Consider the following 13,581-nt stretch of genomic DNA (forward strand, 5'->3'; position numbering starts at 1 on the left):
ATCCATGGATCTCACCTTCAATGCCGAAGAGCGCGCCTTCGAGAAAGAGGTGCGCGACTTCATCGCGGCGAACCTCACGCCCGAGATGAAACGCGCCACCGCGCTGACGCCCTCGGTGTTCTCCGATCCTGACATCGGCATGGCCTGGCAGCGCGCGCTGCACAGGAAAGGCTGGGGCGCGCCGGGCTGGCCAGTCGACCATGGCGGACCCCACTGGACGCCAGCGCAGCGCTGGATTTTCGAGGCCGAATGCGCCCGCGCCGGCGTGCCGAACGTGAATGTGATGGGCGTCAAGATGGTCGGCCCCGTCATCATCGGCTTCGGCTCGCCCGAACAGAAGAACTTTTACCTGCCGCGAATTCTCTCCGGCGAGGACTACTGGTGCCAGGGCTATTCCGAACCGGGCTCCGGCTCCGACCTCTCCTCGCTGAAAACCCGCGCGGTGCGCGACGGCGACGACTACATCATCAACGGCACCAAGATCTGGACCACGCATGCCCATCACGCCAACCGCATGTTCGCGCTGGTGCGCACCAACGAGACCGAGCGGCAGCAGGACGGCATCTCCTTCATCCTGATCGACATGAAGAGCCCGGGCATCACCACGCGGCCGATCCTGACCATCGGCGGCGACCACGAGGTCAACCAGGTGTTCTTCGACGACGTCCGCGTCCCCGTCGCCAACAGGGTCGGCGAGGAAGGCAAGGGCTGGACCTACGGCAAATATCTGCTCGAATTCGAGCGGGGCGCCGGAATCGCCTCAGCCAAATTGCGCGACGCGCTGAAGACGATTTCCGATCTTGCCGAATCCGACACTACCGGCCGCGCCATCGACGATCCCGATATCGCGGTGCGGATGTCCGAGATCGAGGTCGATATCGACACGCTGGAGATGACGGAATTGCGCGTGCTTTCGGCGCTGCAGACCGGACAAAATCCCGGCGCCGTGTCGTCGCTGCTGAAACTGCGCGTCAGCGAAATCCGACAAGCCGTGACGCGGCTCGGCGTCGAGGTGATCGGCAATGACGGCCTCTATGTCGAGCCGGTGCGGCCGCTCTACCGGCTCAACGAGACGCCGGGAATTCCCGAGGAGATGCTTCCCGTCGTGCCGGAATATCTCAACGGCCGCGCGTACACGATCTTCGGCGGCTCGTCGGAGATCCAGCGGGAGATCGTGGCGAAGATGGTGCTGGGGTTGTAGCTCTCTCCACCGTCATTCCGGGGCGCGCGAAGCGCGAACCCGGAATCTCGAGGTTCCGGGTTCGATGCTGCGCATCGCCCCGGAACGACAGCATCTATAGTCCCCCCGCCTTCGCATCCCTGATCGCCTGCCAGATCTTCGCCGGCGTCAGTGGCGTGTTGAGCTGCTTGATGCCGAGTTCGCTCAAGGCATCCATCACGCCATTAGTGATGCAGGGCGGTCCGCCGATCGCGCCGGACTCGCCGCAGCCCTTGGCGCCGAGCGGATTGGTGCGGCAGGGCGCGGAATCATCCAGCGTCACGGCAATCGGCGGAATATCGTCGGCACGCGGCACGCAGTAGTCCTGGTAGCTCGCGGTCAGCAGTTGCCCTTCCTCGCTGTAGGCAACGCCTTCATAGAGCGCCTGCCCGATGCCCTGGGCGACTCCGCCATGCACCTGACCGGTCACCAGCATGGGGTTGACGGCGATGCCGACGTCGTCGACCGTGGTGTAGCGCACCACCCGCGTGATGCCGGTTTCGGGATCGATCTCGACCTCGCAGATATGCGCGCCATTCGGCCAGCTCGGGCCATCGACCTCGCCTTCGGAATCGACACTAAGCCGCGCGCCGTCTTCCTTCTTCGCGATCTCGAACAGGCTGATGCGCCTGTCGGTGCCGACCACACTGAGCCAGCCATCGCGATATTCGATATCCTCGACCGACGTCTCCAGGACGTTCGAGGCCTTCTCGCGCGCCTTGTTGATCATGTCATTGCTCGAAACCGCGACCGCCGTGCCGCCGACGAACAGCGAGCGCGAGCCGACGCTGCCGAAACCGGTGGCCAGATCCGTGTCGCCCTGCACCACGTCGATCTTGTCCATGGCAATGCCGAGCGTATCGGATACCATTTGCGTGTAGGTAGTCTGCAGACCCTGCCCCATCGCCATGGTGCCGGAATGCAGGATGATGCGGCCTTCTGCCGTGGCATGCAGGCTGACCTTTTCGGTGTGCGCGCGCCCGCCGGTCCATTCGATGTAGCTGGTGAGCCCGCGCCCGTAGAGCAGGCCCTTCTTCCTCGCTGCCTTCTTGCGCGCGGCAAAGCCGTCCCAATCCGAAAGCTCCGAGGCGCGCGACAGCATGTGCGCAAAGGCGCCGGAATCGTACACCTGCCCGACGGCGTTGGTGTAAGGCAGTTGCGCGGGCTTGATGTAGTTCACCTTGCGGATGGTGCGCGGGTCCATGCCGATCTGCCGCGCGGCGGCATCCATCAGCCGCTCGACGATGAACACCGCCTCGGGGCGCCCCGCGCCGCGATAGGCGCCGACCGGCGCGGTGTTGGTCATCACCGACTTCACTTCGAAATGCACCAACGGCAGAACATAGACGCCGGTTTGCACGAACGGCCCGAGCACCAACGGGATGATATTCGCGGTCCCGGACGAGTATGCTCCGGTGCCGCCGATCGAGCGCACGCGATAGGCGAGCACGCGGCCTTTGGCGTCGAGCGCGAATTCGCCGGTCGAGGTGAGATCGCGGCCATGGGTGCCGCCGACGAACTCGTCGGTGCGGTCGCCGCGCCAGCGGATCTTCCTGTTCAGTCTGGTCGCGGCGTAAGCGACGATGCCGTCTTCGGGATAGAGGTTCGTCTTCTGGCCGAAGCCGCCGCCGATATCGCCGACCAGCACGCGGACGCTGTCCTTTGGCCGCTTCAGGATGGATTCCGCGAGCAGGTCCCGGGTCGAGCCGGGGGTTTGCGACTGCACATGCAGGATCAGCCGCCCGGTCTTCTTCTCGATCTCGGCAATCGTCGAACGCGGCTCCATTGCCGAGGGCACCAGCCGCTGGCTCACCAGATCGAGCGAGACCTTATGCGCTGCGTTTGCAAACGCTTCTTCGACCTTGGCGGCGTCGCCATAGCTCATGGCGGCCACGACGTTGTCGGGCGCCTCGGGCCACACCGCGGGTGCGCCGGGCTTCACTGCCTCGATGGGATCGACCACCGAGGGCAGCACCTCGTAGTCGATTTCGATCGCCTCGGCCGCCGTCTGCGCCAGCACCCGCGATGTCGCCACCACCGCCGCCACCGCCTCGCCGGCATAGCGCACGACTTCATGCGCAAGTAGCCGCCGCGGCGGCACCGTCATCGGTTTGCCGTCCGGCCGCTTGAAGATCGCGAGCGTCGGAAGGGTGCCGATATCGTCGTTCACCAAATCCGCACCGGTATAGACGGCCTCCACCCCGGCCATATCAAGCGCGGCCTTGGTGTCGATCGACTTGATCCTGGCGTGGGCATGAGGCGAGCGCAGCACGTAAAGCCACAGCGCGCCCTCCTCCGGCTTGTCGTCGATGAACTGTCCCTTCCCGGTGAGCAGTCTCTGGTCTTCCAAACGCTTGACCGGCTGGCCCGCCCCAAAACGCATATTGCCGGGAAGAATGTTCATCAGTTTGTCCTTCGAGCTTCTTGTCGGATTGGGCGGGGTTTTAGCGGTTTTTTGGGCCGAGACAACCAACTGTCGTCATTCCGGGATGGTCCGAAGGACCAGACCTCAGGGTGCAATTGCACCCCGGGGAATCTCGAGATTCCCCGATGCGCAATTGCGCATCTGGGGTTCGCGCTAAAGCGCGCCCCGGAATGACGAGTGATATGCAACTCGCAAGCCAGCTACCCGAGGTCCAGCAATGCTTGTTCGACGACCTTGCGCTGCTCGGCCGTCAGCGGGGCCTGCGGCGGGACGGGATCGCCGACCGCGTAGCCCTGAATGTCGAGGCCTGCCTTGATGCAGGCGGCCAGGTTGAAGCGCGCAAAGGCTTCATTGATGCGCCACAGCCTGCGTTGCAGTGCCATCGCCTCATCCCAGCGCGCCGCCTTGCAGAGGTTATAGAGTTCGACGCTCTGCCGCGGGATGATGCAGGCCGGACCGGCCATCCAGCCCAGCCCGCCGATCAGCATGACCGCCGCCGGGATGTGGGCGGATGCGGAGAATACTTTGATGCTGTCGCCGCAGCGGTTCATGATCGACAGCAGCCGGCCGGTATTGGTCGAGGCGTCCTTGATGTAGCCGATGCGCGGATGGGTCGCGAGCCGCGCGATCACATCGAGCGTCAGATCGGAGCGCTGGAATTGCGGGTTGGTGTAGATCACGACGGGAATATCGACGGCATCGGCGATGGCGCGGAAATAGGATTCGACCTGCGCGTCGGCGACCGGGAAATACGCCTCCATGATCGCGAGAATGCCGTCGGCGCCGCGTTTTTGATACGCCCTCGCCTGCGTCACCGCATCCGCTGTCGACGTCGAGGCGACGCCGGCGATCACAGGCACGCGGCCGTTGGCGGCTTCGATGGTCGTTTGTACGACTGTCGCGCGCTGCGCCTGGTCGAGATAAGCGAACTCGCCAGTCGAACCGAGCGGCGTCAACCCATGCACGCCCGCCTTGATGAGGTCGTCGCAGAGCCGGCCCAGCACCTCCGTGCGGATCTGGCCCGACGCATCGATGGGCGAGACCAGATAGGGGAAGACGCCGTGGAAATCAGCCATGGAAGGAAATGCCTCAAGCGGTAGGAATTCGCTAGGTTCGCCATGGGCGTACCACAATACCGCGCATTAGATTTCGGCGCGGCTCGCACGACTTGAAGTTTATTGAAGATACAGCCTTGCGGTTGGCCGATGGTGAGAACGCTCCGAGAGTTAACCGAGCGGCGCCGCGGTGGCGACAAATACTGGGTTATTAACCCTTAAGCGCTGCAGTTTGCATTCAATACCTATCCTGCTGCGCTATCACTTGCGCGCCCTGATCCAGGCATCGACCGCCGGCAGCGCGCGGGTTTTGAGGTCGGCGGAAATCGCAATCACTTCCTGCGCCCGGGCCGCCGTCACGCGGCCGCCTGAAGTCGCCTGAACCGGCGCGAAGGCTGCGAGTTCGGCGGCATGGCGCTCGTCGCTGAAATTCGTCATGAAGTTGGCGATGAACTGGTCGCGGAATTGCGGCCCCTGCTTTGCGAACAGCGCATCGTAGTTCTTCTGCAGAAAGTCCCAGGCCAGATCAGGCTGCTCCCCGGAGGAAGCGACTGTGCCGATCAGGCCGGTGACGATCGTGCCCGGCACTTCATCAGTCAGGGTCAGGTCCAGCGTGGCGCGCGCCAGCGCCGGATCGCGCGTGGCGGCTGCTGCATAGTAATAGCGCAGCCGTTCATTGGTGACGGTGCTCTTGCGCGCCAGCGTCAACAGCGTGTCGTAGGTCGCGCGATCCGCCGCGATCCCGACGACATGGGTGACGGAATCGCGCAACGCCGCCGGCAGCGATTGCGGATCACTGAGGAAACCGGCGAATCGCCGCTTCGCCTCCGCAATGATCGCTTCGTCGCCGAGTTCGCCGAGTGTCCAGATCAGGCTGCCGCGCAGCAGGGTGTTGTCGTCATCGCCCGAGCCGCTGCCGTCCCAGCCGAGCCGGTCGAAAACGGTGCGCAATCTGGCGCTGATATAGCGCTGCAGCGCCGGGCGCTCGGGCCGATCGCGCGACAAACGGTTGAGCGCGGAGAATACCGTGATGATCTGATCCCAGACCGGACGGCCGTCATCGACGCCGACATTCTCGACCAAAGCGAGGTAGGATGACGGCTCGGCGCGGCCGGCCTGCACCATCGCCCAGCCATCGGCGAGGAAATTGACGCGGTCTGCCGGCGACATCTGCGGCAGCGCCTTCGCCAGCGCGGCCATGCTCGCCGGACCGTACTCAACCCGGTAGTAGCCGATGTCGCCGAGATTGACCTTGATCGCCTCGCCGCAGGATCCGGCCGAAACTTCGGTCGAGCCCCGCAGCAGCACGACATCGGCCGATGGCGCGATGCCTGCCTTCCCGACCCCGACCGGTATTTGCCAGTTGCGCGGCGGCAAGGCCGCCGCCCGCGCCGGCGCGATCACGAAGCGGCCCTGCCGCAACGTCAGCCGCTGCGCATCGCCGTTGCAGGCGGTTTCGGCTGATATCAGCGGCACACCGTCCTGTTCGGTAAAGGACGCCGCGATGTCGGTCACGGGCTTGTGGCCCGCGCGCTCCAGCGCCCGCCAGAGATCGGCCGTGGTGGTGTTGCCATAGGCATGCACGGCCATGTAGGCGCGGATGCCGTCGCGGAACGCCGCTTCGCCGAGGTAGTTTTCCAGCATTCGGATCAGCGCCTGCCCCTTGTTGTAGGTAATGGCGTCGAACGCGATCATCGCCTCGCTCTCGTTGGCGATCGGCTGCTGGATCGGGTGCGACGTGCGCCGGGCGTCGAGCGCCATGGCGAACTGCTTCTGGCCGTAACCGTTCAGCCAGCTTTGCCATTGCGGATAAAACTGCTCCGCAGCCTTCGTCGCCATCCAGGTCGCAAAGCCCTCGTTGAGCCAGAGATTGTCCCACCACGCCATGGTGACGAGATCGCCGAACCATTGATGCGCCATTTCATGCGCGATGATGCCGAAGATGCCGCGCCGCGCGCTGTCCGGGTTCGTTGCGGGATCGAACAAGAGCCGGCTCTCGAAGAAGGTGATGCCGCCCCAGTTCTCCATCGCGCCGCCGAAGCCGCCGGGCACCGCGATCAGGTCGAGCTTGGGCAGCGGATATTTGACCCCGAAATAGTCGTTGAACCAGGCGAGCAGTTTTACCGCGCTGTCGAGCGCGAATTGCCCCTTCGCGGCCTTGCCGGTGGTGGCGACGACACCGATCGTCACGCCTTCCGCCTCCGCGGTGATGCGCTCCAGTTCGCCCACCGTCAGCACGAACAGGTAGGTCGACATTTTTGGCGTGGGCGCGAAGCTGACGTTCTTCAGGTTCGGCTCGAGCGGCTCTTCGCGCACGATCGGCATGTTGCCGACCGCGAGGAAATGGCGCGGCACCCGCACGGTCAAGGCGAAACTCGCCTTGAAGGCCGGCTCGTCCCAGCACGGGAATATCCGCCGTGCATCCGATGGTTCGAGCTTGCTCGTCAACAGCCGCTTCATACCGCCATCGGTCGGATAATCGACGAAGAAGAAACCGCGGTCGAACTTGTTGATCCGCGCCGTAAACTCGATGCGCAGCCGGTGCGCGCCAGCTGCGAGCGGCTGCGCGAATGTGAACATCGCCGTCTCGGCCGCGTCATCGATCGTGACGTCGGCGCGCTCGACGCTATCGTCAGCGGTAACGGAAGCAAACGTCGTGTTGACGGCGTTGAGCGTCAGCCGCGCCGTCGGTTCGCGCACCTCGATGTCGATCACTTCGACGCCCGGAAGCGCGAGCCTCTCGGCGTCAGGTCTCAGCTCGATTGAATAGTTGATCGGAACGACTGTCTTCGACAGCTTGCCCGGCGTGGCGTCGAACGAGAAAACCGGCTCCGCGCGCACGGCGGCTGAAACAACAAGCATCAACGCGAGCATTGCGGCAAAACATCGCGCCAAGGGTGCCGTCACGATAAGCTTCACACGCGCTCCTGTCGCAGTCGCCGCTACAAGGACAAATCATACCGCCACGTCGTCGATCGTGAAACAGACGTGAGCGGCCGCTAGAAAGACCCAAAGATGTCCACAGATGTTCACAGGTTCTAACGATTTAACTCACGATTATTTCACGACTTCTTTCCCAATCTCGCCGCATTGGCCAAACGCGAGAGCAGTTTTGATGGCTATGCAGAAGATCGCCGACGCATCCTCGTTCCGGACTTCCGAGTTCAATACGCGCGACTCTGCTCGAGCAACAGCAGCTCCCGGTTTTCGTCACTTCCTTGGCGCTCCAAATCCATCGCAGCGCTTCCGCGCGTTCGGGATCGACCCGCTCACTTCACCTGAACATCTGCCGAAACTTCGGGCGCTGATGCATCGCCTGTCGCGCCGGATGGATGCCGAAGTACACTGGCCGCCCCACCGCAGTGGATCGGCGGAGCACTGGGAAAACCCCCTGATCCCCTCAGGTTACACCTATCTGCTGCAATTTGTGGCGCACGATCTGGTCCATTCGGCGATCCCGCTTTCAGTTTCGGGGAGCCTGGACGCCGGCACTGCCAATGCACGCCGTGCGCCGCTTCGGCTGGAAACCCTGTTCGGAAGCGGTCCTGTCGGATCGCCGCATATCTACGCGCTCGACGCGCCGAGTGACGACCGGCGCACCAAGCTGCGGCTCGGGCGAATGCGCTGGAAAGAGAACGAACCCGTGACCGGCTGCCCGTTTCGCGACATCGCACGGACCCGGGCCGAGAATGTGACGGGGATCGACCGCAGCATTGCAGGCGTCCGGGTTGCCCTTACCGAAGCCCTGGTCGCCGACCCGCGGAATGACGATCACGCCGTGATGTCGCAGCTGACTGCGCTGTTCGCGCTGCTGCACAACGCCCTGATCGATCTCATACGCCGGCAGGAACGCAATAGCGGGCCGAACGGCCAGTTCGGCGCCGCCTACAAGCGCTTCCTGTGCGCCCGCGAGGCCGTCACGCTGATCTACCACAACATTCTCCGCAACGATCTGATGCGGCGGGTCATTCACCCGGCGATCTATGCGGCCTATAGCGGGCCGGCTCCGCACTTCATCGATCGGCCTGATGAAGCCAGCCAGGGTCTTGCGATCGGCGACTGGGAAATTCCGCTCGAGTTCTCGCACGGCGCGTTTCGCTTCGGTCACGCCATGGTGCGACACGAATACTGCATCAATGATCTGTCGATTCAGGACCTCTACAGCACGCTTGAAAAGACTTCCGCAAACGATCCGGTCAACATGCCGCTCGATGAAACCTGGATGGTGCAGTGGTCGCGCTTCTTCGAGATCAATGAAAACAAGCCGAACTTCAGCCGGCGCATCGGACCGTATCTCAGCGACGGGTTGGGCAACGATCAGATCTTTCCGGCGTTCGACGAGACCGAGCGGGTTGGCCTGCTCTACCGTGATCTGCTCGGCGCCGGGATCGCCGGCATGTGGTCGGTGGACGCGCTGATTGCCGAGATCGCGACCCGGAAACCGCAGTTCATCGCCATGTCACGCTTGCTTGCCGACCGCGCCTATCGCGTCAGCCAGCTCCGCGATTGGCTGGCCGCCGCACCGGCGTATGGCGCGCTGACGGCCGAAGACATCGAAGCTCTTTCGAACGATCCGCCGTTGCCCTTCTTCATCCTGTTCGAAGCGATGCAGCAACCGCAGGCGGAGGGCCAGCGCCTTGGACCGCTCGGCTCGATCATCGTATCGGAAGTGATTTTCGGCGCGCTTGCCGGCGATCCGCGTTCATCCAACGGCGACGCGCTCGCGAGCCAGCTTGCCGATTTGTCTCGCGAATACTATCCGGCGAATTTTTTCCAGGAAATTCCCGACATCTCAACCATGACGCAGTTGGTGAAGTTCACCACCGAAATTGCCGAACTACAGCAGGCCGTGCCTGCATTTCTGTGAAGCGGAATTGTTCCGTCTCACCAAACCCGGAGGAGCAAGAGCATGCAGAGGATCGAAAGGCTACAGGTGACCAACCATGAGCGTTGGGGCAAGCTGGTGAAGACCTGGGCGACCGGCACGAACTACCTCGACGACGACAACGTCTATCCGCTGCCGGAGACGATGGACGAGTTCAAGGAGCAGCTCGCCAAGGCACAGGTATTCGCCACCGTGCCGGATCGCTTCAAGCACATCACGTTCGTGAAGCAGGAACAGGACACGATCACGGTAAAGTTGCCGCCGAAGGTGATGATCGAGGATTCCGAGGCGCTGCTCAACCAGCCCGGAGCTACCTATCCGCTTCCGCCGTTCTACAAGCGCCTGTTCAACGGTATGGATCCCGTGATCCCGGAGAGCGAGAAGTTCAGGGTGCATGCCGAACGTATCGGCGACTACACCATCAGCGCCTGCGCCTGAAATCCACCAGCGGTCTTGTCACCAGTACAATGGCCCAATGCCTTCGACCGGAAACCCGGCGCCGCGCAGGCTGCGGCGCAGGGTTTCCCACCGTGCCCTGATGTTGATGGGGTGCGCTTGCAGGAGCCAGCGTGTGATGGCCACGTCGGTCGGCGCATCTGGTCCAACCCAAAACGAGCGAATACCGTTCAGAAATCGCTGCGTTTCCTCGCGCGCCAACTCGGGCTGCCCCAGTTCGAACAGCGCGGCCGCACGCCATGCGGGCAGCGTCTGAATGACATTGTAGGCGCGGTCGCAGGCCTCTATGGCGCCCGCATAGTCGCCGCACAGGCAGCGAATGATGCAGTGATAGCCCCATTCAAGGCGTGAGGGCGCCAGCGAAAGGGCAAGCGATTGGCTGGCGCGTAGCTGAGCTTGTTCGATCGAGCCGCAGAAAGCGCAATAGTGAGCGCTGGACAGCAGCGTCCACGGATCGTTGTCGTTCAGCTCGCAAGCGAGGTCCATGTGCGGCGCCGCCTCGGCCTCGCGCAACGCAAACGTATAGGACCAGCCGCAACAGAGATGCGCCCTGGAATCGACCGGATCGAGTTCAACGGCGGTTTTCGCCAGTTCAAGGGTCGCCTTTGCCTTGTCGAGGTTGCGAAGCACCCCGGGATGCACGAGATGCTCGATGTTGTTCATCTGCACAAGGCTGCTGTAGAACGGCGAGAAAGCAGGATTTTCCCGGATCGAGTCGCGAAAGATCACGACCGCCCGCTGCCAGCTTTCCTTGTCGAACTTCGCGATGAGATTTTGGCCGCGCAGCCAGCGGTCGTGAAGATCGAGCGAAACGTCGGGCTCGCCCGCCAGCCGCATCAGCCGCTCGGTCGACAATTGAACGTTGAGCGAGGTCGCGATCCGGCGGATGATGCGTTGCTGCGTTTCGAACCAGTTGCCAAGGCCGAGCCGGAAGCTTTCGCTCCAGACGTAAATTCCGGTGGTATCGTCCCGCAGCACCATCACAATATTGATTTCGGCGCCCGCCTGGTAGGCGGTGGTTTCAATGCAGTATTGCGGCGCCGTGCCGGAGGCGGGAAGCACTACGGTCGCGGGCGGACGATCGACCACGCTCCATTCGCGGAAGCGCACGAGACAGGCGGCGAGATGCTGGGAGAACCCCTGCACCAGATGGCTGTGGTCCTCGTCGACGCCATGCATCGCAAAGGGCAGCAGCACCAGGCACGTCCTGGCCGATGCCTTGACCGACAGCGACATCGGGGCCACCGGCTGGAGAGCAGTCCCCCTGATCATCCTGACAGCGAATTCATCATTCGCCGCCGACGCGGCCCGATCGGCCGGCGTGCTCTCCAGAACGCCGAGCTTGATGTTCGCGACGAGCTCCTCGGTGGCCGATGACGGCTCCATGGCATAGTCGCGATCCAAGAGATCCCACAGCGCCTTGTAGATGCGCAACGCACCGGCCGTGTCGCCATGTTCCGCATGCGCCCGCATCAGATAGCGGCAGGCATATTCATGGGTCGGATCGAGATTGACGATCGCGGCCGCTATTCTTTTTCTGGAGTCGGCGGGAACGCTTGCGGAGGTCAGACCTTCCTCGAGATTTCGCATCAGCCGTTCATGGATGGTCTGCCGCTTGGCCAGCACCCAGACCCGGAACGACGGATCGAGATCGTCCATTCCTTCGAGCAGCCGCCCGTCGAGCTGCGGCGTATCGAGCAGCAACGGGTGCACGCGCCCAACTTCAGCGAGTTGAATCACGCTTTCAATGTCGACTTCAATTCGTCCGACGTCGATGCCGATCAGCAGCCGCTCCGCGACGAAGCCGTCATATCCGGCCTCCTCCAACATCGACCGCAGTTCGCGAACGACCTGGCGCAGCGAGGCACGCGCCTTTTCCTCGTCCGAACGACTCCAGAGCAGGCCGACCAGCCGTTCGCGGCTCTCGTGCTTCGCCTCCGACAGCGCAAGGTAACTAAGGACCGCGCCAGCCTTGCGGGTTCGCAGTTCGATCGGCCGGCCGTTGAACCGCACGCCGAGCCGCCCGACCAGCGACACCGACAGACGCGGAGCGCTTTCAGGCGCCGCCGTCGCGTTGTCTGCTGTGATGGCGTTTACGCTGGCCGGCATGCAACGGGTTTCCGGAACCGGTTGGTTATTTCCGGCCAGTCTATATCAAAGGAACACCCCCGGTATAGGTTGTGCCGCCTCCGGTTCGCGCAATGGCATCCTGCAGCCTGGCCGTGACGATTTCGGATGGCTCCAGTTGCAGGCCCGGGGCAATCATGCGGACCACCGGAACGGCGAAGCGCTGGCGCGTGAGATCAAGGCAAAATGTCTCGATTCCCAGTTTTTCCAAACGCTGTACGATCAACCCTAATATGACGCTCGCTTCAGTTGCGCACAGGGGAAGATGGACCGCGTACTCCGCGACCGGCTGCAACAGTCTGCACTGATCGGCATCGATCGCCGCGCGCTGCAGGTGGGTGCGATCCTGGGCGTTGAGCGCGTCATCGCCGCGCTCGCTCCGTTTGGCCATAACGACGGCGTCGGCCAGTTCGAGCTGACACATTTCCAGAATCGCCGAGCGGACCGCGGCCTCAAGCGCCGGCCGCGCGGCAAGGCCGACGGCAAAACCGGAACCGTCGGCCCGGCACGAGACGGCCGCGACGCAGGGCACGCCGATATCCGTCGTGATATCGAGCAGCCACGTCCGGCGCTGCACCGATGCGCCGTGCCGGAGCTGCCGCAACAAACCTTCCGCCACGATGCCGGCTTCATGCCGCGGCGGAATCGATCGGGCCAGTTGACCGCCCCGCCACCACAGGCTCGCCGCATCGCGCTCGATCAATTCCAGCAGGCCGTGCAGTGCTGCGGCATCCCGTGATGGACCGGCGGCCGATCCGATGCTCAAGGGGAATGGCGGCGCGAAGTCACGCTGCGCCGGCGGACGCCGCAGACAGATGTCGGCCGGAAGCCACACTTCGCCGCCATCGGCCAGCCTCGTTGTACGACACCATGAAAGCACCCGCTCCGGTTGCATGCGGCGTTCCGAAACGGCAGCGACCAGCTCCAGCGCCATCGGACCGAGCTTTCCGGCCCAGTCATCGACGCCTGCCTTGAGCAACAGGTCGGTCCCGGCCTGCAATTGAGAGAGATACTCGATCCCCTCGCCGATACAGCCCTGAAATGCATCCCGCAACGTCAGACCGACGCGCGGAAACGCCGACCATCGGGCTTCCGTCATGCAAGGAATCGGCAAGCGCCGGATCGAATTGCGCACCAAAGCTGAACAGGCCGGGCGCATCGGCTGAGGCCAGTTCGAACACCCGCGCGAATCGGGAAGCAGCGATAAGCAAATGCGCGCGATTCGCGGTCTCCGAATCAATCCGGTTGCTGGATTCTGAGGCATATTCCAGCGCGTGCAAAATAAGTCTGGCATCGTGATCGCCGGCGGCATCCACTTCGTTGCCAAGAAGCAACGATGCCGCCCGTTCAAACAATTCCTGCATCGAATTTTCGGTACCGCTCACGGTGACCTCACGACTTGACGGGCAGACTG

The 13,581-nt window shown here is 63.3% G+C and carries 9 protein-coding genes; 3 read left to right on the plus strand and 6 right to left on the minus strand.

Translation table 11 applies throughout. From position 1 onward, the window contains the following. Positions 1-4: 4 nt before the first annotated feature. Positions 5-1,201: an acyl-CoA dehydrogenase family protein gene (locus V1283_RS30295; RefSeq protein ID WP_334390278.1), complete on the plus strand. Its 1,197-nt coding sequence runs from the start codon at positions 5-7 to the stop codon at positions 1,199-1,201. Positions 1,202-1,295: 94 nt separating this feature from the next. On the opposite strand, the gene V1283_RS30300 is transcribed toward V1283_RS30295, so the two are convergent. From V1283_RS30300 to V1283_RS30310, 3 genes are all read right to left on the minus strand, one after another. After that, positions 1,296-3,623, minus strand: coding sequence for a xanthine dehydrogenase family protein molybdopterin-binding subunit (locus V1283_RS30300; protein ID WP_334390280.1), 2,328 nt, complete (start codon positions 3,621-3,623; stop codon positions 1,296-1,298). A gap of 221 nt (positions 3,624-3,844) precedes the next feature. Continuing rightward, positions 3,845-4,720, minus strand: coding sequence for a dihydrodipicolinate synthase family protein (locus V1283_RS30305; RefSeq protein WP_334390281.1), 876 nt, complete (start codon positions 4,718-4,720; stop codon positions 3,845-3,847). A 240-nt stretch (positions 4,721-4,960) separates the two neighbouring features. Further along, entirely contained in the window at positions 4,961-7,606 is a 2,646-nt protein-coding gene (locus V1283_RS30310; RefSeq protein WP_334390282.1) for a M1 family metallopeptidase, read from the minus strand. A gap of 208 nt (positions 7,607-7,814) precedes the next feature. Here V1283_RS30310 and V1283_RS30315 point away from each other — a divergent pair, with 208 nt between their 5' ends. Together V1283_RS30315 and V1283_RS30320 are read left to right on the plus strand one after the other, a co-directional pair. Continuing rightward, on the plus strand, positions 7,815-9,566 hold the full coding sequence (locus tag V1283_RS30315) for a hypothetical protein (protein WP_334390283.1): 1,752 nt from the start codon (positions 7,815-7,817) through the stop codon (positions 9,564-9,566). 42 nt (positions 9,567-9,608) lie between these two features. Then, complete coding sequence (locus V1283_RS30320) at positions 9,609-10,022, plus strand: hypothetical protein (RefSeq protein ID WP_214491786.1); 414 nt, start codon at positions 9,609-9,611, stop codon at positions 10,020-10,022. A gap of 18 nt (positions 10,023-10,040) precedes the next feature. Here V1283_RS30320 and V1283_RS30325 read toward each other — a convergent pair whose 3' ends face one another. Genes V1283_RS30325 through V1283_RS30335 form a run of 3 tightly spaced genes read right to left on the minus strand, consistent with a single transcriptional unit; the run spans position 10,041 to position 13,552 of the window. Continuing rightward, complete coding sequence (locus V1283_RS30325; RefSeq protein ID WP_334390285.1) at positions 10,041-12,149, minus strand: BTAD domain-containing putative transcriptional regulator; 2,109 nt, start codon at positions 12,147-12,149, stop codon at positions 10,041-10,043. A gap of 40 nt (positions 12,150-12,189) precedes the next feature. Continuing rightward, the gene (locus tag V1283_RS30330) at positions 12,190-13,221 is read right to left on the minus strand and encodes a YcaO-like family protein (protein WP_334393229.1); all 1,032 of its coding nucleotides are present in this window, start codon (positions 13,219-13,221) and stop codon (positions 12,190-12,192) included. Next, positions 13,124-13,552 carry a hypothetical protein gene (locus V1283_RS30335; protein WP_334390286.1) on the minus strand — a complete coding sequence of 143 codons (429 nt, stop codon included), beginning with the start codon at positions 13,550-13,552 and terminating at the stop codon, positions 13,124-13,126. The genes V1283_RS30330 and V1283_RS30335 overlap by 98 nt, the downstream gene beginning before the upstream one ends. Between the last annotated feature and the right edge of the window lie 29 nt (positions 13,553-13,581).

Source organism: Bradyrhizobium sp. AZCC 2262, from assembly GCF_036924535.1.
Lineage (GTDB): Bacteria > Pseudomonadota > Alphaproteobacteria > Rhizobiales > Xanthobacteraceae > Bradyrhizobium.